This window comes from Micromonospora sp. WMMD998, assembly GCF_029581235.1.
Lineage (GTDB): Bacteria > Actinomycetota > Actinomycetes > Mycobacteriales > Micromonosporaceae > Micromonospora.
This window is the reverse complement of the sequence record NZ_CP120740.1, coordinates 592,113-613,983: the sequence shown is the minus strand read 5'-3', so window position 1 is coordinate 613,983 and position 21,871 is coordinate 592,113. Positions and strand designations below refer to the sequence as shown.

Here is a 21,871-nt window from a genome sequence, read left to right as displayed (position 1 = left end):
GGTCAGCTCCCTCCGGTGGTGGAGACGTGCCGGTCCAGCCAGTCGACAAGCGGAGCCAGCGCGTCCCAGCCGTCCCGGACCAGGCGCAACGCCGCCTCGCCGTCGATCCCGTCCGACACCCGGTGCACCCGGTCGGCGGCCAGCGACCGGTACCGCAGCAGCTCCACCCGGGGGTGGTCCGCCGGGCAGCCCTTCGGCTTGGTCTTGAGCCGTTCCCCGATCAGGTGCCAGTCGTCGGCGCTGAGTTCGTCGACGATCCGTTGCAGTGCGCCGCCGGAGCGACCGTCGTCGACCGCCTCGCGGTAGCGCTCGACCTGCTTGGAGGAGAGGCCGTGGTAGCCGCCGCCCAGGCGCAGCCCTTCGGCGTCGAGCTGCAGGTAGTAGCCGACGCTGTCGGCCGAGCCGGCGGTCAGCCCCTGGTACGTCTTGTACGGCGACTTGTCCTTCGCGAACCGGACGTCCCGCTGCGGTCGCCACACCTTGACCGCGCCGTACTTGTCCCCGAGTTCGGCGGCGAGCGCCTCCATCGGCTCGCGGACGCACGAGTCGTACGTGTCCTTGTGCCGGTGCCACTCGTCGCGGGTGTTGTGCTTCTCCAGGTTCTGATAGAAGCGGAACGCCTCGGCCGGGAAGCCGCCGAACGTCTTGGCGTCCGCGCCGCCCTGCTGTCCTTTGCTCATCGCTGGTTCACCTCCGTCGGGTCAGGCCCGCGAAATGGGCCACGAGTTCGTCCGCCTGTTCCCGGTTCAGCCGCGGGTCACAGGCGCTGGTGTACCGGGGCTGCGCGACCCGCGCCGGGGAGACCGGCGTGTCGACCGGGGCGGCGATGCACTCGGTCACGTCTTCCGGAGTCACCTCCAGATGCAGCCCGGCCGGGTGCAGCCGATGGGCGGCGAGGATCCGGACGAACGCGGTCGCCTCGTCGTGGATCGCCTCCACCAGCCGGGTCTTCGTGCCGGAGCGCAGCCGGTACGTGTTGCCGTGCATCGGGTCGCACAGCCACAGCACCGGTGCCCCGTGCCGGCGGATCGCGAGGGCCAGCTCCGGCAGGATGCGCCGGATCCGCTGCGAGCCGAGCCGGACGATGAACGACACCTTGCCGGGCCGGCCCTGCGGGTTGAGCACCCGGCTCAGCCGGACCGCCTCGGCGGCGGTGATGGACGGTCCGATCTTGACCCCGACCGGGTTGCTCAGCTCCGCCGCCCACCGCACGTGCCAGCCGTCCGACGCCCGGGTCCGGTCGCCGATCCACACGAGATGTCCGGAGGAGGCGTACCGACCGGACGTTCCGGGCCGCTCCAGGGCGGTCTCGTAGTCGCACAGCAGCGCCTCGTGCGAGGCGAAGACCGGCACGCCGGCCGGGTCGGTCCCGGACCGTCGCCGGAGCTGGCGCAGGACGAAGGCGGCGCAGTCGTACCCGGTCAGCATCCGGTGTGGATCCGGGGTACGGGAAACGGGGTCCGCCTCCGGTCGGTTGACCAGGTCCCCCCGGTATGCGGGGAGCACCGTGCCGTCGGGCAGCCGCTCCCACGCCGACGAGCGCGGCTTCGCGTACTGACCGGCGATCCGCCCGATCGGTACCACCGGCAGCCCGGAGTCTCGGCGCAGCCGCGCGGCGAGGCCGGTCAACTGGGCCAGCCGGGCGGCGATCGGCTCCGGGGCGGCCTCGGTGAACCGCTCCGCGCAGTCGCCGGCCTGCAACACCACCGCCTCGCCCCGGGCGGCCCGGTCGAGCTGCCCGGTGAGGACGGCGCACTCCGCTTCGGAGACCAGGCCGGACCGGCCGGCGAGCGTCTCCCGTACGCCCGCCACGGCCGCCGGGTCCGGCCACTCCGGCTGTTGGAGCGCCTCCCGCTCGGCGACGGGCCTGGTCACGGCGCGATCCGTTCGCCGGTCCAGCCGTCTTCGGTGCGCCGGTACCGCAGCCGCTCCGGCACGTCGGCGGGACCGCCCTGCCAGAATTCGATCGACTCCGGCAACAGCCGTAGCCCGCCCCACTGCGTGGGCCGAGGAATCTCCTGTCCCGCGAAGCGCCGCTCGGTGGCCGCGATCCGGCCGGTCAGCGGCTCGTCGAGCACCGACCGCTGGTCGGTCGACCAGGCCAGGAGCTGCACCGGCCGGGGGAGCCGGCTGTAGTATTCGTCGCTCGACAGCGGGTCCAGTCGCTCCACCGGGCCGGCGACCCGGACCTGCCGGGATGTCTCCAGCCAGCCGAAACAGAGTTCGGCGTACGGGGAGACGGCGAGATCGGTCGCCTTGCGGCTGCGGTACCCGGTGAAGAAGACGAAGCCGGTGTCGACCCGGGCCAGGTCGACGTACCGCGCCGAGGGGCGCCCGTCCGGGCCGACCGTGGCCAGCACCGCGGCTGCCGGGTCGGCGGGGGACCGGGCGACCCATTCCGCGCGCCACTCCTGGAACTGCCGCAGCGGGTCGGTTCCGATCCGCCGCGGACCCTCCGCCTGTTGCCTGGGTGCTCGCCGTTCGACTCGCAACGTACCGTCCTCCTGTGTTTATGCTCCCGGTACAGGAAAGGGGGCAGATATATGGATTCCCGAGATCGAGACCTGGCTCTGCGCCTGCGGAGCCGGCACCAGGACATCGTCGAACCCCGAACCTTCGAACTGCTGGGGCAGGAATGGGATCTCCTTCCCGGCGTCTACGCGCCGCACCTGACCCCGTCCGCCGCCCTCTACGCCGAGTGGCTCGCGTACCCCACCGGCGGATCGTTCTGTGAAATGGGCTGCGGCACCGGCTATCTCTCCGTCATCGCCGCGCAGCGCGGCTGCGTGGCGGTCACCGCGCTCGACATCAGTGCCGCGGCGGTGGAGAACACCCGGCGCAACGCCGAGCGGCACGGCGTCGCCGACCGGGTGACCGCGCGGTGCGGGGACATGTTCCAGCCGCTGACCGGGGACGAACGGTTCGACCTGATCTTCTGGAACTCCAACTTCGTCGGCGCCTCCCCCGGGGAGTCGCCGGACGAGCTGCTGGACCGGGCCTTCTTCGACCCGGGGTACGTGGCCCACGCGGCGTTTCTGGGCACCGTCGGGCGGCACCTGGCCCCCGGCGGGCGGGTGATGCTCGGCTTCACCGATCTGGGCGACCCGGCGATGCTCGGCCGGATCGCCGCCGAACACGGGTGGCGGCCGGTGACCCGCCGGTGTGCTGTCGGCGAGTACCCCGACGGCGAGCTGCGGTACGAGCTGATCGAGCTGCTCCGCTCGTGAGACCGCCGGGGTTGAGCCACCCGTCCGCGCGGGTGGCTCAACCCGGTCGGCGGTCATCGCCGAGCGAGCCGCAGCGCCAGCGGACCCAGCAGCAGCGTGGCACCGAGCACCCAGGCCAGGGTTTGTAGTACCGGCACCAGGACCGGCCCTCCGGAGGAGAGGCCGACCAGCGCGGCGTGCGCGCAGCTCAGCGGATTGGCCCGGATCGCCGGCTGGGCCCACCCCGGGAACGCCGACAGCGGCACCAGGCAGGTGGAAACCAGCAGGAGCAACGTGACCGGCGCGTTGAGGGAGCTGGCCGCCGCCTCGGCGCTGCGGGCGGTCAGGGCCACCACCAGGGCCGACCAGAGGAAGATCAGCGCGAACAGCAGCACCACCAGCAGGAAACCGACGGCCGCCGGGAAGCCCTGCTCGAACCGGAATCCGAGGAGGTAGCCCACCGCGACGGTCACCACGGTGACCAGCACGAACTTGACCACGTCGCCGGCGATCCGGCCGAGCAGCGGGGACATCCGGGCGATCGGCATGGTCCGCAGCCGCCCTTGGAACCCGCCGTGCACGTCCGCGTGGAACCCGACAGCCGTGCCCACGCAGCTGTAGGCGACGCTGAACAGCACGATCCCCGGGGCCAGCCGGGCGATGTACGGCTCGTCGGTGGCCCCGCCGACCACCTCGCCGAACATCACCAGCAGCAACAGCAGCAGGACCAGCGGAAAGGTGACGGCGTCACCGAGCAGCCGTGGGCTGCGCACGAACCGGCGCAGGTTCCGGCCGGCCAGGATCGACGCTTCGTGCCCGACACTCATCGAGCCCTCCTGAATGCGCGCGTGGCGGCCCACGAGAAGATCACCAGCAGCCCGGCCAGCCAGGCGACCGCCGGCCAGACCTGCCCCCAGGACGGCGTCGCCGAGGCGAGCGACCGCAGGGCCTCGATGACCACCGAGACCGGGGAGAACCGGATCACCGGTTCCAGCCAACCGGGGAAGGCCTCGGCCGGCACGAACGCGCTGGAGAGCATGATCAGGGCCAGGTACGGCAGGTTGAGCGTCGCCGCCACCGCCTCCGGATCGGTCGAGGAGAGGCCCACCGCTGTCGTCGCCGCCGTCAAGGTCAGCGCGAACGCCAGCGCGAGCAGCACGAACCCGAGTGCGGCCGGAACTCCACCGTGGAACCGGAACCCCGCGAGGTACCCGGTGGCACTGATCACCACCACCGCGAGCACCGCCCAGACGGCGTCCGAGGCGAGCCGTCCGGCCACCACCGCCGCCCGGTTGACCGGCATCGACAGGCAGCGGGTGAGCATCCCCGAGGCCCGGTCGGCGGCGGAGGCGGCGCCCGACGTGTTCGCCACCGTGAACATCCACTGCGCGACGATCGCCGGCGGCAGGAACTGGGCGTAGTCCAGCCCGCGCTCGGAGAAGAGCCGGCCGAAGAGCAACAGGAACCCGAAGACGAAGATCACCGGGAACACGCCGAACACGACGAGCATCTCGGCGTTGGCCCGCTGCCTCAGGTTCCGGCCGGCGAGTACGGAGCCCTGGGTGACCAGGTTTCCGATCCCGTGCTCGGTGCCGATCGCCGCCGTCATGCCCGGGACCTCTCCGCGCTCGGGCGCTGCGTCCCGTCCGAGGTGAAGGCGAAGAACACCTCGTCCATCGTGGGTTTGCGCAGGGCCACGTTCTCGGCCTCGATACCCGCCTCCTCGAGCAGCCGGACCACGTCGGCCAGCATCCGGGCCCGAGGCGCCGGCACGACGAGTGCGCCGTCCCGCTCGGTGACCTCGTCCATCTCGGAACGGAGCGCGGCGGCGGCCTCCTCCCTCCGGGCGGCGGGCACCTCGATCTCGCACACCTGGCCGCCGACCCGCTCCTTGAGTTCGTCGGGGGTCCCCTCGGCGATCACCCGTCCGTCGTCCAGCACCACGACCCGATCGGCCAGGCGGTCGACCTCTTCGAGGTACTGACTGGTCAGCAGGACCGTGCTGCCGTCGTCGCGGAGCTGGCGGATGAGCTGCCACATCTCCTCCCGGCTGCGCGGGTCGAGCCCGGTGGTGGGCTCGTCGAGGAAGAGCACCGGCCGCTCGACCACCAGGCTGGCGGCCAGGTCGAGGCGGCGGCGCATGCCTCCGGAGTAGCTCTTGACCGGCTTGTCGGCTGCCTCGGTGAGGCGAAACCGGTCGAGGAGTTCCTCGGCGCGCTGCCGGGCCTGGGTTCGGCCCAGCCGGAGCAGGCGGCCGAACAGGACGAGGTTCTCCCGCCCGGTGAGCACCTCGTCGAGGGCGGCGAACTGGCCGGTCAGGGCGATCGACGCCCGGACCTCCGTGGGCTGCGACACGACGTCGTGGCCGGCGACGGCGGCCCGGCCGCCGTCCGGCCGTACCAGGGTGGTGAGGCAGTTGATGATGGTGGTCTTACCGGCGCCGTTCGAGCCGAGCAGGCCGAGCAGGGTTCCGCTGGCCACTGTGAAGGAGATGTCCGCCACCGCAACCTTGTCGCCGAACTCCTTGCGGAGGTGTTCGACCTCGATGCCTGGTTGTGTCACCGCTTCGTCCTCTCCGGGGTGGGCGCCGACCAGCGCGTGGGCCGGCGCCCCTGTCGATCTCAGCTCTCCTGGTTGGACATCGGCGTCTGCTGGTGGAACAGCAGCTTCCAGCCGTCCGCCTGACGCTGCCAGACGCTGGACATGTAGAGCCGGAACGTGCCTCGGCCGCTCACCTCGGCGACCGCCCGGTAGGTGATGACGGCGGTGTCGTCACTGATCGGAACGATCCGCTGCTCGTCGAGGGTGAAGCCGGTGAACGGGGAGGTGTTCCCGTCGATCTCCGCGACCAGGTCGTCACCGGTGGAGATCCCGTCGTGCTCCACCACGAGGGTCTGCGGGGTGACCAGCTTGCGATAGAAGTCGCCGTTCGCCGACGAGATCGCCCGCCACCCCTCCTGCTCCAGCTCGAAGAGCTCCTTCTCCAGGTCGTGGTTGACCGTCGTCATGATTCATCCCTTCCGTAGTCTTTCCTGTCTTGTTTCACCAAAAGCTATCGCTCAAACCCTAAAGGCTGTTTTGATCTGGCGGGTTACGGCGTCGACGGCCACGCCGCCGCCAGCGGAACCTGCGGCCGTACGTCCGCCAGGACCGCCCGGACCGCCGCGACCGGCCGGTCGGTGACGTAGAAATGATCACCGTCGATCACCTGGGCGTGGAAGCCGCCGCTTGTCTGCTCCCGCCAGGCAGCCGCCTCCTCGGGGCTCACCTCCGGATCCCGATCGCCGCAGAGCGCGGTGATCGGGGTCCGCAGCGGAGCCGCCGGGGCGGGCCGGTACCGCTCGATCAACCGGTAGTCGGCGCGCAGGCTCGGCAACACCATCTCCCGCAGCCCGGGCTGGGTGAGCAGGGACTCGTCGGTCCCACCGAGCCGGCGCAGGTCCGCCAGGAGCGCGTCGTCGCCGCCCTCGTGGACGGCGGTGGGACGCTGCCGGTGGGGAGCGGGACGGCCGGAGACGAAGAGCCGCAGCAGGGGCCGCCCGATCCGCTCCTCCAGCCGCCGCGTGACCTCGACGGCGACCGCCGCCCCCATGCTGTGTCCGAAGACGGCCATCGTCGGCCCGGCCATCGGAGCAAGGGCAGCCGCGATCGGGTCAGCCAGTTCCGGCATGGTCACCGCGCACGGCTCGTCCGCGCGGTCCTGCCGGCCCGGATACTGGACCGCCATGAGCTCCACATCCCTCGGCAACAGCCGGGCCCACTTATGGTAGAAGCTCGCGGCCCCGCCGGCATGGGGAAGCGCCACCAGTCGTACCCGTGGCCGCCCGCCCGGTACGTCGGCCGTGGTGAGTCGGCGCAGCCAGCGCTGACCATTTGTGATCATCACAGAACGTCTACCTCCTTCACGGACAGCGGTCGGGGCGCCGGCCCGTCGAGCGACTCCGGCGGGCCGAGACGGCGGCTCGCGTCCCGCCACACTCCGGCGACGGCGAGGTGGGACTGCCCGGTCGTGAGCGGGTCGGCGCCTTCCCGGGCCGCCCGGTGCAGACCGGCCAACGCCCGGCCGGCGGCTGCCGGCCACAGCTCCCCCACGATGTTCCGGTAGCTGGGTGCCTCGGCCGGACCGATCGGGCTGGCGCTGGGGTAGTCCAGGTGCTCACCCGGACTCTCGTCCAGCCGGCTGGCGGTCTGCCCCTGCGCGGGAAAGTGCGGACGCGGGCTCCAGATGAGCGGGCCGTGGGTGTTCACCAGGGTCAGGTTCCCGCCCGAGGCGCCGACGGTGATCCGGTGCAGCAGGTGGGCGTGGTTGTCCGGGTCCGTCAGGTGCAGTTGGTTCTGCACCCGCAGCGTCACCGGCAACCCCCGTACCTCCCCGACCAGGGTGGCGAACCCGCCGGCTGACGGCACCGTCTCCGCGAACGACCACGGACGCAGTCCGCCCAACGCCAGCCGGAGGATGTCGAACAGGTGATAGAAGACCTGGAGCCCGCAGGTCGCGTCGAGATGGAGCAACGGCTGCTGGGCGGCGAGCGCCCGGGTCACGGCGATGAACCGCCGGACCGGCTCCACCTCCACGTAGTGGGTGCTGACCTGGTACATCACCCCCGCCCGCCGGGCGGCACGCAGCGCGCCGCTCAGCTCGTCCTGGTGCAGCGGCCCCTCCTGAAGGACATGGATGCCGCGCCCCATCAGCCGCTGTGCGAGCTCGGTGCCGGCACCACCGTTCACCCCGGCGTAGACCGCGACCACCGCGAGGTCGATCTCCGGGGGGAGATCGTCCGGATCGGTGTAGAGCGGCACCCCGGCCCGCTCCGCGCAGGCCACCGAGCGGGCGCTGCCACGGGCCAGCACCCCGGCCAGCCGCAGCGACGGCTCGGCACGTTCCAGGGCCCGCAGATAGACCCGGCCGAAGCCGGTCCCGCAGACCACCACGTTCCCGGTCACAGCGCACCCTCCTCAACCGCTGCCGGCCGATCGACGAACTCCATCTGGCGGACGTTCGGTGAGGCCACCAACCGCTCCGTCACCCGGGCCGGATCGAGCACCTCGCCCGCGTGGTGCGAACCCGGGGGCACCTGACCGGCGAGCACCGCCCGGGTGGCGAGCACCGCCGCCTCAGCGGTCAACCGGTAGCTGTCCACCGCCCGCAGCGCCAGGGTCCGGGTCACCGGGCGGCCCTGCGCGGCGCCGTCGAGTTGCAGGACGATGAGCTGGTACGTCGACCTGCCGAAGGTCTCCAACTCGGCCGCCCGCACCAACTGGTCCGCCGCCGGGTCGATCTCTCCGGGGTCCACCGTGCTCAGCGCCCGCAGCGCCTGCTCCCCGTCGAAGACGTGGTACCAGCGCACCTCGGCGAGCCCGAGCGTGGCCGCCAACCGCTCGGCCTCGGTGGTGAGGAACGGGTGCGCGGTGACCCGGCCCGGGAAGTACGGCAGCTCGACCCGGTCCAGCGGGGTCAACGCGCCCGGCACCCGGCGACCGCCGAGCCACGCGGCCAGCGACCGACCGGCCCCCTCGACCATCCCCGCCACGTAGTCCCGCGCGGCGCCGGGAGTGAAGCGGTCCCGCCCGCCGGTGTAGGCGGTCAGCCGGTCGAGCCGGTCGAACCCCTCGGCGGCCAGGGCCCGGGGCAACACGAAGGTCAAGCCCGGCGTCATCCCCGCGCCGACCACCACCCGGCGGCCGGCGGGCAGGTCGGCGTACCGGTGCTCGCCGGCGGCCCCGACGTAGTCGGCCCCGGCGGCGACCGCCGCCCGCACCACGCCGGCCTCCGCCCGGTACGCCGGACCGGTGCAGTCGACGACGACCGCGCAGCCGGCGGCGAACTCGGCGAGGCGGCGCCGGTCGGCGGCGTCCACGAGTGCGGTGGCCTCCCGGGGCACGCCGGCCCCCCGGGCGACGTCGGCCAGCGGCGCGGGCCGTCGGCCGCCGAGCCGCAGCCGGACATCCGCCGACGCCAACAGCTCGACCACCGCCGACCCGACCGCCCCGTAGCAGCCGAGCACCCCGACGACCGGACCCGTCACCGCGCCCCCCGGTGCACCTCGGCCAGCACGTCGGCGACCCGACGGACGTGCGGCGGTCGCAGGCAGGAGAAGTGGTCGCCGGGGACATCCACCACGGAGAGATCGCCCAGACAGACGTCCCGCCAGTAGTCGGTCATGTCCCGCCGCAGCCAGGGCAGGAACCCGGTGTCCTCCAACTCCCGCAGGAACGTGATGTCCCCGGCGTACGGGGTGGCCTCGTGCCGGGTCACCGCGCGCATGCTGTGCCGGTAGAGGTCGTAGAGACCGCCCAACTCCAGCGGAACCGCCGCCTCCTCGGACTGACCGGCCAACAGCTTCTCCACGGCGGCCAGCCGGTTCGGCTGAGGGGTCCGGCGCAGCGCCGCGAACTGTGCCGCGGCCCCGGCCAACGCCGGGTCGTCGGCCAGGCCGTCCAGCGCCCCGACCGGAACCCGGCCGGGGGTACGCGCCAGGACCTCCTGGAAGGCCCGGGCGGTCGTTTCGTCGTCCGGGTAGCCCAACGCCTCGGTGTCCAGGTGGAGCAGCCGGGCGAAGACGTACTCCAGCACCAACTCGTCCTCGATCGTGTGCGGCAGGCTGTAGCTGCTGATGATGGTGAGGCTGGCTACCGTCGCGCCGGACTCGGTGAGCTGCCGGGCGACCTCCAGGGCGAGCAGGCCGCCCATGCAGTAGCCGACGACGTGGAACCGGGTGGCGCCGGTCTCCAGCAGCCGGCGGGTGTAGTCGCCGGCCCGGCGCTCGACCAGCCCGGCCGGGTCCTCGTCCTGGTAGGGGTCGTCGCCGGTCACCGCCAGACCGACCACCGGGCCGGCGTCGCCCAACATGGGCACCAGATTCCGGTACGCGGCAAGCGTCCCGACCCCGTCGTGCACCAGCACCCGCACCGCGTCACCGGGGGCGTCGACGAGCGGCAGCAGGGGAGAACTCGGCTCCGCCGGGGCGCTCGGATCGTCGACCCGGTGCTGCCCGGCCCGCAGGTGCTCGGCGAGAGCGGCCACCGTGGGCCGGTTGAGGACCACCCGCAGCAGGGTGTCGTAGGGCACCTCGCCCGCCTCGGTCACCTCCTCCCGGAGCCGACCGGCCAGCCGCGCGGTCAGCAGGGAATCCCCGCCAAGCTGATAGAAGTCCTGCTCCCGGCCGACCCGGGGCACCTGGAGCAGGTCCGCCCAGACCGCGGCGATCCGCTGTTCCAACTCGTCGGCAGGAGCGGCGTCCGCCGGCTGGGCGGCGGCGCCGTCCCGGATGATCCAGCCGGCCAGCGCCGACGGGTCGACCTTGCCGTTGCCGGTGAGCGGCAGCGCGTCGACGACCTGCACCTGGGCGGGGAGCATGTATTCGGGCACCCGCTGGGCGCAGTGGCGCAGCAGGCCGGCCGGGCGGACGTCCGCCCGGTCCGCCTTGAACCGGGCGGCGAAGACGTGCTGGCCGAGCGGCTCGGTCACGTCGCCGGCACCGGGCAGGTCGAGCAGCACGTCCGCGCCGGCGTCGGTGAGCAGTCCCCGCCACTGCGCCACGTCCAGGAAGGTCTGGTCCCGGCCGCGCCGCAGGTCGTCGTAGTCCCACTTGGCCGGATCCTTCTCCGGCATCATGAACTCCATCGACGTCATGATCTGGACGTTCTCCCGGGTGGTCTCGATGAAGACCAGCCACCCGCCGGGGGCGAGCAGCTCCCGGAGCCGACCCAGGACCACCGCCGCGTCCCGCGAGTTGTGCAGGACGTTGGCGCAGAGCACGACGTCGAAGCTGTTCGGCAGGTAGCCCTGGGACCTCGGGTCGGTGTTGATGTCGAGCAGCCCGTACGACGCCCGGTCGCCGAAGCGCTGCTGCGCCTCGGTGAGGAAGAACTGGGACACGTCGGTGAAGAGGTAGTCCACGTCGGCGTCGGCGAGGGCCGGGATCAGCACGGTGCTGGTGCCGCCGACGCCGGCACCGACCTCCAGCACCCGCAGCGTCTCCGGCCGGGTGTCGGCCAGCTCGCGGAGCAGGCCCACGACCCCGTGGTTGACGTACCGGCTGATCACATTGTCCCGGTAGGCGGCGTAGGAGATGTCCAGCCGCCCCTCGGGGAACAGCAGCGGCAGCGGGTCCAACTCGTCGCGCAGCAGCCGCGGCAGCGACTCGGTGCTGGTCCGGAAGTAGTCGATCAGCTTCGCCGGGTACTGGTCCTCCCGCTGCAACTCGTCCACGGCCGCCCAGGCGTCCGCCAGATCGCCCGCGCCGATCCGGCGGGGCGCGGCGTACCGGCCGTCGCGTTCGGTGAGCAGCCCGGCCCGGACCAGGGCGTTGAGCCAGCGCCGGACCAGCCGGTGGTGCCGGGGAGCGGTCCCGGACCGGTCGAGGATCTCCGCCGTGTCGTGGGTCTCCTCCGGCGAGGAGAAGAGGCCCTGCTCCCCGAGCGCACGCAGCATCCCGAGCAGACCGGCCCGGTCCAGCCGTCGCATGAACTCGGCCAACTCGGCCGCGTCGACGGCGTCGGTGGTCGCCTCGCCGGCGGTGGTCGCGGCGGCGAGCAGCCGGTGCCGCTCGTCGTCCGGGCGGTCCGCGACTCCGGCCGCGGTCTGTACGAACGCGACGAGCCGCCGGCGCGTCGCGTCCGCCCCGTCCACCAGCACATGCGCCGCCGCGACCCCCTCGGCGGTGGCCAGGGCCGCCTCGACCTCGGCCAGCTCGATCCGGTGTCCCCGGATCTTGACCTGGCGGTCCTCCCGACCGAGGAACTCCAGTGCCCCGTCGGGGTGGTACGTCCCGACATCTCCCGTGCGGTAGAGCCGGCCGTGCTGCGGATGGTCGACGAACCGCTCGGCGGTCCGCTCCGGGTCGCCGAGGTAGCCCAGGGCCAGTCCCGCCCCGCCGATGTGCAGCTCACCGGGGACATGGTCCGGGCTGGGACGCTGCCAACGGTCCAGGACATGGAAGCTCTGGTTGGTCAGGGGCCGGCCGTACGGGATGCTCCGCCAGCCGGGGTCCACGGCGTCGATCGGGTGGAAGATCGACCAGATCGACGCCTCGGTCGCACCACCGAGGCTGACCATGCGGAGTCCGGGCAGCAGTTCCCGGACCCGGTCGGGGAGGCCGACCGGGATCCAGTCTCCGCTGAGCAGGGCGAGCCGCAGCGCGTCGAGATCCGCCCGGGGCTCCACCGCCAGGTAGTCGGCGAGGAGCTGCATCTGTGCGGGCACCGAGTTCCAGACGGTCACCCGGTGTTCGGCGAGCAGTTCCGCCCAGTGCGCCGGGTCGCCCCGGCGGTCGGCCGCCGGCATCACCACCTGTCCGCCGAGGCCGAGGAGCCCGAACAGGTCGTACACCGAGAGGTCGAAGCCGAGCCCCGCGAGGGCGAGCACCCGGTCGTCGGCGGTCACGCCGAAGCGGCGGTTGACATCCTGGATGGTGTTCAACGCCGCCCGGTGCGAGATCATCACGCCCTTCGGCGTACCGGTGGAGCCCGAGGTGTAGATCACGTAGGCCAGGTCGTCCGGGTGCCGGCCGGGATCCGGTGCGTCGGCCGGGCCGGCGCCGTCGGCGTCGGCGTCGTCCAGGGTGTCGACGAAGAGCGTGCCCGGAGGCGGCGGCAGCGACGACCAGGACTGGCCCAGCACCCGCCGGACCCCGGCGTCGGCGAGGATCCGGTCCCGCCGGGCCGGCGGTTGATTCGCGTCCAGCGGCAGGTAGGCGGCGCCGGCGAGGAGCACGCCGAGCACCCCGACCACCTGCTCCCAGCCCTTCTCCATCGCCAGGGCCACGATCTCCCCCGGCTGGCAGCCGTCGGACCGGAGCGCGGCGGCCACTCCCGAGGCCCGGCCGAGCAGCTCCCGGTAGGTCATGCTCCCGCCCGGTCCGGTCACGGCGACCCGGTCCGGGTGTCGCAGGGCCGCCGCGATGACGTCGTCGGTCAGCAGCCCCTCGGGCAGTGGCCCGGCGGTGTCGTTGGCGGCGGCCCTGGCCCGATGCTGCGCGGGCGGCAGGTCGATCGGGGATGGCGACTGCCAGGCCGCCGGTTCGGCGGCGAGCCGGTGCAGCAACGTTGACAGCTCGCCGAACATGTCGTCGACCATGCCATCGGGGAAGATCCCCTCCCGGACATCCCAGCGGACGGTCAGCGCACCCCGCTCGACCATGGCCTGGGCGTCGATCCAGACCTGGGGAGTCTGGCTGCGGCCGTAGCCGACGGTGCCGCTCAACCCGGTCGCGGGCTCCGGCTCGGACTCCTCGCCCAGCCCGAGGGTGCTGGTGAAGACGACCGGCATCAGCGCCGCCGACCGGCCGCGTTCGCGGGCCAGTTCCCGCATCACCGACACGCCACTGAACTGGCGGTGGTCCATGTCCGCCCAGAGCCGGTCCTGCACCGCACGGGCCCGCTCGGCGAAGCCGAGTTCGGGTGCGGTCTCCACGGCCAGCAGGCTGACCGTGGTGAAGTCACCGACCAACCGCCCGATCTGCGGATGCACCGGCTCCCGGTTGAGCAGGGTCAGGTTGAGACAGAACCGGGGGTTGCGGCTCCACCGGCCGATCACCTCGGCCACCGCCGCGAGGACCGCGGTCGAGGGCGTGAGCCGCTGCTCCCGGGCCGCCTGCTGGAGCGCCGTCCAGCGCTCCGCCGGGACCGTGGTGGACAGCCGGCGGAACCGGCCCGGCCGGCTGCGCCCCAATGTCCCCCGATCCGGGTGGCGGGCCTGATCGGCATCGCCGTTCTGGCGGACCGGCAGCTCCGGCGCGCCTGGTAGCTCGGGCAGGCGGTCCAGCCAGTAGGCCCGGTCCCGCTCGTACCGGCTCCCCTCCTGGCTGCCGCGCTCGGCGAGCAGGTAGTCCCGGAAGGTGATCTCCAGCTCCGGCAGCTCCACCCCGTCGTACGCCTGGTGCAGCTCGTCGAGGAGCACCTGGATGCTCAGGTAGTCGGCGATCAGGAAGTCCACCGAGACGTGCAGGATGGTGCCCTCGTCGGTGTGGGTCAGCCGCAGCTCGAACAGCGGCCACTCCCGCGGGTCGTACGCCCGGTGATCCAACTCCTCCCGGGTGGCGCGGAGGGCGGAGCACACGTCCTCGGCGGCGGCGCCCCGCAGGTCGGCCACCGCGATCCGGTAGCGGGGCACCTCCGGCCGTACCTGCTGGCGCCCGTCGAGGTCGAAGCTGGCGCGCAGCATGCCGTGGCGGCGCACCAGCAGGTTCCACGCCTCCTCCAGCCGCTCCGCGTCGAGCGACGGATACTCCATCTCGGCGTAGACCTGGCAGGGCACGTCCCCGTAGTCGAAGGCGTCCCGCCGGCCGAGCAGGTACGCCAACTGCACGTCGGTCAGCGGGAACGGATCGTGCTGGTGCTCCGGATCGGGCGTCACGGTGGTGGTCTCCGCGTCCAGGCACGCCAGCACCGCCTCCCGGTTGGCGGTGAGCAGTTCCCGACGCTCCGGGGTGAGTACCCCCTTGGGCGCCCGGAACCGGAGCTGGCCGTCGTCCGCCCAGAGCTGCATGCCGAGATCGCGCAGATCGGCGATCAGCTCGGCGGGCGTCGGCGTGGTCATCGAGCGGGTCATAGCGCGCCTTCCTCAAAACCGTCGATCAGCCGTGCTGTCCCGGCGATGGTGGGAGCGGCGAAGAGCTGCCGCAACGAGATGTCCACCCCGAACCGCTCCCGCAGCGCCGCGGCGAGCCGGGCGGCGAGTTGACTGTCCCCGCCGAGGGCGATGAAGTTCTCCTCCCGGCCCACGCCGGGCAGGTCCAGCAGCCGGGCCCAGATCGCGGCGACCGCCTCCTCGACCTCGCCCCGGGGCGGCTCGCCGGGCTCGGCCGGGCCACCGTCCTCATCGGCCAGCTTCTCCAGGGCGGACCGGTCGACCTTGCCGTTGGCCGTCAGCGGCAGCTCCTCCAGGACGAGGCAGACACCCGGCACCGCGTAGCCCGGCAGCCGAGCGGCGACGAACTCCTCCAGTCCGGCGAGGTCCTCGTCGCCGCAGCCGACTTCGGGCACACCGAAGGCGACCAGCCGGGGCGGCCGGCCGACCGCGACGGCGGCGGCAGCGCTCAGCGCGGGGTAGGCGGCCAGCGCCGCGGTCACCTCGCCCAGCTCGATCCGGTGCCCTCGCACCTTCACCTGGTGGTCGGTCCGGCCGAGGAACTCCAGCGTGCCGTCGGGCCAGTAGCGGCCCAGGTCCCCGGTGCGGTACCAGCGCTCCCCGGCATAGTCGACGAAACGTTCGCGGGTGCGTTCCGGGTCGTTGCGGTACCCGGTGGCGACTCCGGCGCCCCCGATCCACAGCTCTCCGGCGACCCAGTCAGGGCAGTCCCGGCCCCGGTCGTCCACCACCCGGTACCGCTGGTTCCGCAGCGGCAGGCCGTACGGTACGGCGGTCCATGACTCCGGCACCTCGGTCACCTCGACCGCGTTGGACCAGATGGCGGCCTCGGTGGCGCCGCCGAGCGCCACGAACCGGCACCCGTCGAACGCCGCCGCCACCCGGCCCGGCAGGTCCACTGCCACCCAGTCGCCGGAGACGAGGACCAGCCGTAGCCCCGGGGCCGGGGCCGGCGCGTCGCCGGACAGCGCCACCAGCAGCATGTCCAGCAGCGCCGGGACGCTGTTCCACAGGGTCACCTGGTGTTCGCGGCACAGGCGCAGCCAGGACTGGGGCTCCCGCCGTTCGTGTTCGGCGGGGAGCACCAGGGCCCCACCGGCGGCGAGCGGCCCGAAGATGTCGTACACCGACAGGTCGAAGTCGAGCGCCGAGACGGCGAGGACCCGATCCGTCTCCCGTACCCCGAACCGCTCGTTGACATCGTCGACGGTGTTCCCGGCCGCCGCGTGGGTGATCTCGACGCCCTTCGGCTCGCCTGTCGAGCCGGAGGTGAAGATCACATACGCCGGTGAGTCCGGGCTCAGCGGCACCGGCTCGGCGGTCGCGGTGGCCCGGACCGCATCGGTGAACGGCACCGCCCGCACCGTGTCCGGCCAGTCCCGGGAGGCGGTGTCGGTGAGGACCAGGCGCACACCGGCACCGGTGAAGATCCGATTCCGGCGCAGCGGCGGCTGCTCCACCCCGCAGGGCACGTACACCGCCCCGGCGGCCAGCGTGCCGAGGACCGCGGCCACCTGCTCCGGCCCCTTGGGCAGCGTGATCCCGACCAGGTCACCGGGGCGGACGCCGTGCCCGAGCAGCGCACCGGCCACCCGGAGCGCCTGTCCGGCCAGCTCGCCGTAGGTGAGCTGGCCGTCGTCGCTGAGCAGCGCGACCCGCTCCGGGGACTCGGCGGCCCGCCGGAAGAACCCGGTGTGCAGCAGTCCGTCGGGTACCGGTCCGGCGGTGGCGTTCACGTCGGCCCGGACGATCCGCTGCTCGGCCGGGAGCAGCGCCGGCACCGGTTCCGCCCAGGTGCCCTCGGCGAGCCACTCCAGCAGCCGCATGTACGCCGCGAACATCGCGTCCAGCACGCCCGCGGGGAACAGTTCCTCGACGGCGTCCCAGACCAGCAGCAGGCCGCCGGCCCGCTCCATGACCTGGTGGTCGAGCCAGACCTGGGGCGTCTGGGAGATCCCCCAGACCCGTTCGGCGAACGAGGGCTCGATGACGACGTCGTCGGTGACCCCGAGCGTACTTGTGAAGACCACCGGCATGCTGACGTCGAGGCTGCCCCGGCGCCGGGCCAGCTCCCGCATCACCCACACCGCCGAGACATCGCTGTGCGCCAGGTCCTCGCCCATCCTCCGCTGCATCCGGCGGGCGGCGTCGAGCCAGCTCTCGCCCGGCTCGGGCTGGTAACCCACGAGCAGCAGCGAGGTGAAGTCACCGAGAACGGCATCGATGTCCGGGTGAACGTCCCGACGGTCGAAGAGGGTCACGTTGAGGGTGAGATCCGCCCGGGCGCTCCAGGCGCCGAGCACCTCGGCGAAGGCCGTGGCGAGAAGGGCCGAGCCGGTCAGCCCGTGCTGCTGGGCCAGCTCGCGCAGCCGGCGCCACCGCGACTCCGGAAGCTGCTGCTCCCGCCGGAGGAACCGGGGCCGCTGCACGGTGGCGGGGTCCTTGGCCAGCGGCAGGGCTGGCCCCTCGGGCAGACTGTCGACCCGGTCCGACCAGTAGGACTCGGACTCGGCCCGGCTGCTCTCGTCCGGCCCCGCGCCGAGCAGATAGTCCCGGAACGAGACGCCGACCGGCGGCAGTTCGGCGTCGGGCCGGCGGTAGAACGTGTCCACCTCGCGCATCAGGATCATCGCGCTGAGCGCGTCGATGAGGATGCTGTCGATGCTCACCGCGAGCCGGGTCCGGTCGCCGTAGCGCACCGCGCGGACATCGAACAGCGGCCAACGGCCGGCGTCGAGGACCTGGTGCGACATCGCGTCCCGCTGCTGCGCGAGCGCCTCCTCGGCGGCACCGGCACCGGCTCCGACCTCGACGACCGGGATCTCGAACCGCGGCACGCTGGGGAGAATCCGTTGCTCGCCGCTGGGCAGGAAAACCGCCCGGAGCATCTCGTGCCGCTCGATGACCCGGTTCCAGGCGTCGGTGAGCCGGTCCATGTCGATCCCCGCGCCGTCGTACTCGGTGTAGAAGTGGCAGCCGACACCACCCAACGCGAAGGTGTCCGTACGGCCGATCCAGTAGGCCCGCTGCACGTCGGTGAGGGGGAAGGGGTCGTAGCGGTGCTCCGGATCGGGCCGCAGCGTCGGCGTCGGCCGTTCCGGGCCGCCGTGCCGGAGGTCGGCGGCGAAGCCGGCCAACTCCGCCGTGCGGAAGAGCCGGCCGAGGTCGGCGCCGGCGAAGCCCGCGGCGTTCAGCCGGGAGATCATCCGGGTGGCGAGCAGGCTGTCCCCGCCGAGTGCGAAGAAGTTGTCCCACCGGCCCACGGCAGTCGTGCCGAGCAGTTCCGCCCAGACCTCGGCGACCGTCTCCTCGATGTCGCCCCGCGGTGGCTCCACCGCGGCCGGCGCGGCGGCATCCTCGGCCCGGGCCGCGAGAGCCCGACGGTCCACCTTGCCGTTGCTTGTCAGTGGCAGCTCGGTGACGCTTGTGACGCTGGTCGGGACCGAGTGGGCGGGGAGCCGCTCACGGAGGAAGGCGAGCAGTTCGTCCCCGCCCACGGACGGCCGATCGCCCTCGGCGTCGTCCGCTGCGGCCTCCGGCCGCGGCACGATCGTCGCGGCCAGGCGGGTGGGCTGGCCGACCGCCAGCACCACGGCGGCGGCGACCGCCGGGTGGGCCAGCAGCGCGGCCTCGACCTCGCCCAGCTCGATCCGGTGGCCGCGGACCTTCACCTGGTGGTCGGTGCGGCCGAGGAACTCCAGGGTGCCGTCGGGCCAGTACCGGCCCAGGTCACCGGTGCGGTACCAGCGGGCGTCGGCGACGGTCAGGAAGGAGCCCTCGGTCGCCTCCGGGTCCCCCCGGTAGCCGGTGGCGACGCCGAGACCGCCGATCCACAGCTCGCCGGGGACCCAGTCGGGGCGGTCCCGACCCTGGTCGTCGACGACCCGGTACTGCTGGTTCCGCAGCGGACGGCCGTACGGGACGCTCGGCCAGTGGGCGGGAACCTCGGCCACCTCGACGTGGTTCGACCAGATCGACGCCTCGGTGGCGCCGCCGAGGGCGACGAACCGGCAGCCACCGGTGGCGGTGGCCGCGCGTCCCGGCAGGTCGAGGCCGACCCAGTCGCCCGAGACCAGCACCAGGCGCAGCTCCGGCAGCACCCGGGCCGGCCGGTCGGGGTCGCCGGCGGCGAGCAGCAGCATGTCCAACAGCGCGGGGACGGTGTTCCAGACGGTCACGTGGTGGGCGCGGCAGAGCTCGACCCAGCGGTACGCGTCCCGCCGCTCGTCCTCCTCCACCAGCACCAGCGCCCCGCCGACCGAGAGCAGTCCGAAGATGTCGTACACCGACAGGTCGAAGTCGAGCGCCGAGACGGCGAGCACCCGGTCGTTCCCGTCCACGCCGAACCGCTCGTTGACATCGTCGATGGTGTTCCGGGCCGCGATGTGGGCGATCTCCACCCCCTTGGGCTCGCCGGTCGAACCGGACGTGAAGATCACGTACGCCGGGTCGGTCATCGGCACCGCGACGCAGCCGTCGAGCGGCTCCCGGGTCGCCGTCGTCGCGACCGGCACCGGCTCGACCCCGTCCGGCCAGCCGGCGACGTCGCCATCGGCGAGCACCACCCGTACCGCCGCCCGCCGCAGCATCCGGGCCCGGCGGGCCGGCGGCTGATCCGGCCCGGCCGGCAGGTACGCCGCCCCGGCGGCCAGCACCCCGAGCACCGCCGCGATCTGCTCCGGGCCCTTCGGCAGGGTCACCCCGACCACGTCGCCTCGCCCGATGCCCCGCTCGCGCAGGGCCGCGGCGATCCGCAACGCGCGGTCGGCCAGGTCGCCGTAGCTGACCACCCGGTCTCCCGCGATCAGCGCGGTCCGACCCGGATCGGCCGTCGCCCGGTCGAAGAAGTCGGCGTGGATCGGGCGGTCCGGCACCGTTCCCTCGGTGGCGTTCACCGTGCGCCGCACGGCGGACTGCGCCGCGGGCAGGAGGGCGGGGGACGGCTCGTCCCACTCACCTCGCGCCAGCCAGTCCAGCAACCGCAGGTAGCCGGCGAACATGTCGTCGAGCACGCCGGGCGGGAAGAGTTCCGCCACCGCGTCCCACACCAGATACAGGCCACCGTCGCGCTCGGTCACCTGGTGGTCGAGCCAGGCCTGCGGAGTCTGCGACAGCATCCACCCGAGCCGGCCGAAGGTCCGCTGGACCTCCTCGCCCACCAGGTCGCCCATGCCGATCGCGCTGGTGAAGACCACAGGCGCCGGGATGCGGTCGTCCGGCCGGGTGCGCGCGAGGTCCCGGAGCACCTCGACCCCGGTGTACGCGCTGTGCCCGATGCCGGCTCGGAGTTGCTCCTGGAGCCCGTGCACCCGCTGCCCGAACGAGCCGGGCCCGCGGAGGTCGACATCCATCGGGAGCAGGTTGGTGAAGTCGGCGACGATCCGCGCCACGTGGGGGTCGACGATTTCCCGGTCGAAGAGCGGCAGATTGAGCAGGAACCGTTGCTCGGCGCTCCAGGCGCCGAGCACCTCGGCGTACGCGGTGGCGAGAACCATCGGCAGGGTGACCCCGTGCTGCCGGGCCAGGTGCTCCAGCCGCCCCCGCGCGGCCCGGTCCAGCAGGTGGTCGCGCCGCTGGAACCGGGTCGTCTCGATGAGCGCCGGCTCGACGGCGAGCGGTAGCTGCGGACCGTCCGGCAGGTCGGGCAGGCGCTCCCGCCAGTACTCCCGGTCCTGCTCACGGGCCTGCCGCCGCCGGCTCTCCTGGTGCGCCAGGTAGGTCGGGAAGCCGTACGGCAGTGGCGGCAGATCCGCCGACGGGCCGTCGACATAGAGGCGGGTCAGGTCGGTCAGGATGAGCTGGATGCTCAGGACGTCGGCGACGAGCAGGTCGAAGTTCAGGTGCAGCCGCTGGCGTCCCCCGGGCAGCAGGCTGAGGCGCAGGTCGAACACCTCGCCCCGCTCGACCGCCAGTCGCCGGTGCGCCAGCCTGTCCCGCTCGGCGGCCAGTTCCGCGTCGACCTCGGCCGCGTCGCCGGCCCGCAGGTCGTGCACCTTCAGACCGGGCCAGGTCGGTTCGGGCTGGATCTGCTGGGTGCCGTCGTCGAGGAAGCGGGCCCGCAGCAGGCCGTGCCGGCGCAGCAGGGCACGGACCGCTTCCGCCAGCCGGTCCGGGTCGACCGGTGCGGTGCCGCCCGCTCCACCGCCGTCGAACTCGACGTAGAAGTGGCAGCCGACCCCGCCGAGGACCTGGTCGTCCCGGCGGCCGATCCAGTAGGCGTGCTGCACCGGGGTCAACGGGAAGGGCGCGGTCTCGTCGACCGGGTGGACGTCCGCCGGCTCGGCCGGTCCGCTCCCGGCCGCCGCGAGCAGTTCCCACCACCGGTGGAGTACCGGCGCCTCGGCCAGCTCCGCGAAGGTCAGGTCGGTGCCGTTGCGCCGCCACTGGTTCACCAACTGCATCGTGCGCAGCGAGTCGAGGCCGAGCCCCACCAGGTCGACGTCCGGGTCGATGTCGGTCGGTTCGATCCCCAGCAGGTGGGCCACGTCGGCGCGCATCGCCTCGGCGGTCAGTCCGGGACCGGCCTGCGTCGGGGAGGCGTCCGGACCTGGTCCGCCGTCGGCTGCCGCTGCGGTCGGCGACTCGCCGGTGGCGCTCGGGGCGGGTCGGCCGCCGCCGGGCCGGGCCTCGTGCCGGTAGGCCACGGTGAGTTCGCCGGCCCGGAGCCGCCGCAGCACCTCGTGCCGCCACGGGGCGGCGCGTCCACCCGCACCGTCCGGCTGGCCCGAACCGTCCAACTCCCCACCGGGGACCAGGCAGACGGTGCCCGGGGCCAGTCCATGCCGGTCCACCACGGCACCCATGACCCGGCGCGCCAGCTCCGGTCCGCCGGCGTCAGCCGTTTCCAGGATCAGCGTCAGCTCCCCGCCGTACTCCGGCTGGATGGCGCAGACGTTCCCGGCGGTGACACACTCACGCACTGAAGCTTCGATCTCCCGCGCGTCGTAATGCACACCGTGCATCTCGATTGCGTAATCACTGGAATCGACCTCGCGGAATCTGTACGACACCCGACTCACGGTGCCACGGGATCGGTCTCCGCTCAAACCGGTGAAGTGCGCGAAGGCACCTGTCT

General features: G+C 73.0%; 13 protein-coding genes. 1 reads left to right on the top strand and 12 read right to left on the bottom strand.

Annotation, left to right across the window (positions count from 1 at the left end):
• Positions 1–2: 2 nt before the first annotated feature.
• From O7619_RS02800 to O7619_RS02790, 3 genes are read right to left on the bottom strand one after another with little or no spacing between them, the layout of a single operon-like run.
• Positions 3–680: a DUF2461 domain-containing protein gene (locus O7619_RS02800; protein ID WP_282285478.1), complete on the bottom strand. Its 678-nt coding sequence runs from the start codon at positions 678–680 to the stop codon at positions 3–5.
• Positions 681–687: 7 nt separating this feature from the next.
• The gene (locus tag O7619_RS02795; protein ID WP_282285477.1) at positions 688–1,875 is read right to left on the bottom strand and encodes a 3-deoxy-7-phosphoheptulonate synthase; all 1,188 of its coding nucleotides are present in this window, start codon (positions 1,873–1,875) and stop codon (positions 688–690) included.
• Positions 1,872–2,492 carry a pyridoxal 5'-phosphate synthase gene (locus O7619_RS02790; RefSeq protein WP_282285476.1) on the bottom strand — a complete coding sequence of 207 codons (621 nt, stop codon included), beginning with the start codon at positions 2,490–2,492 and terminating at the stop codon, positions 1,872–1,874. Before O7619_RS02790 ends, O7619_RS02795 begins: the two co-directional genes overlap by 4 nt.
• Before the next feature lie 51 nt (positions 2,493–2,543).
• On the opposite strand from O7619_RS02790, the gene O7619_RS02785 reads away from it, so the two are divergent.
• Positions 2,544–3,227, top strand: a complete 684-nt coding sequence (locus O7619_RS02785) for a methyltransferase domain-containing protein (protein ID WP_282285475.1) — start codon at positions 2,544–2,546, stop codon at positions 3,225–3,227.
• Between the two features lie 53 nt (positions 3,228–3,280).
• Here O7619_RS02785 and O7619_RS02780 read toward each other — a convergent pair whose 3' ends face one another.
• From O7619_RS02780 to O7619_RS02740, 9 genes are all read right to left on the bottom strand, one after another.
• Positions 3,281–4,033, bottom strand: a complete 753-nt coding sequence (locus O7619_RS02780; protein WP_282285474.1) for an ABC transporter permease — start codon at positions 4,031–4,033, stop codon at positions 3,281–3,283.
• Complete coding sequence (locus O7619_RS02775; RefSeq protein ID WP_282285473.1) at positions 4,030–4,815, bottom strand: ABC transporter permease; 786 nt, start codon at positions 4,813–4,815, stop codon at positions 4,030–4,032. The genes O7619_RS02780 and O7619_RS02775 overlap by 4 nt, the downstream gene beginning before the upstream one ends.
• Entirely contained in the window at positions 4,812–5,768 is a 957-nt protein-coding gene (locus tag O7619_RS02770; protein WP_282285472.1) for an ATP-binding cassette domain-containing protein, read from the bottom strand. Before O7619_RS02770 ends, O7619_RS02775 begins: the two co-directional genes overlap by 4 nt.
• Positions 5,769–5,827: 59 nt before the next feature.
• Positions 5,828–6,214 carry a nuclear transport factor 2 family protein gene (locus O7619_RS02765; RefSeq protein ID WP_282285471.1) on the bottom strand — a complete coding sequence of 129 codons (387 nt, stop codon included), beginning with the start codon at positions 6,212–6,214 and terminating at the stop codon, positions 5,828–5,830.
• Positions 6,215–6,297: 83 nt separating this feature from the next.
• Positions 6,298–7,089 (bottom strand): alpha/beta fold hydrolase, encoded by a 792-nt coding sequence (locus tag O7619_RS02760; RefSeq protein ID WP_282285469.1) that lies wholly within the window; start codon positions 7,087–7,089, stop codon positions 6,298–6,300.
• The gene (locus tag O7619_RS02755; RefSeq protein WP_282285468.1) at positions 7,089–8,150 is read right to left on the bottom strand and encodes a Gfo/Idh/MocA family oxidoreductase; all 1,062 of its coding nucleotides are present in this window, start codon (positions 8,148–8,150) and stop codon (positions 7,089–7,091) included. The genes O7619_RS02760 and O7619_RS02755 overlap by 1 nt, the downstream gene beginning before the upstream one ends.
• Positions 8,147–9,232 (bottom strand): saccharopine dehydrogenase NADP-binding domain-containing protein, encoded by a 1,086-nt coding sequence (locus O7619_RS02750; RefSeq protein ID WP_282285467.1) that lies wholly within the window; start codon positions 9,230–9,232, stop codon positions 8,147–8,149. Before O7619_RS02750 ends, O7619_RS02755 begins: the two co-directional genes overlap by 4 nt.
• Complete coding sequence (locus O7619_RS02745) at positions 9,229–14,757, bottom strand: non-ribosomal peptide synthetase (protein WP_282285466.1); 5,529 nt, start codon at positions 14,755–14,757, stop codon at positions 9,229–9,231. The genes O7619_RS02750 and O7619_RS02745 overlap by 4 nt, the downstream gene beginning before the upstream one ends.
• Complete coding sequence (locus O7619_RS02740; protein ID WP_282285465.1) at positions 14,754–21,758, bottom strand: non-ribosomal peptide synthetase; 7,005 nt, start codon at positions 21,756–21,758, stop codon at positions 14,754–14,756. The genes O7619_RS02745 and O7619_RS02740 overlap by 4 nt, the downstream gene beginning before the upstream one ends.
• Positions 21,759–21,871: the final 113 nt, after the last annotated feature.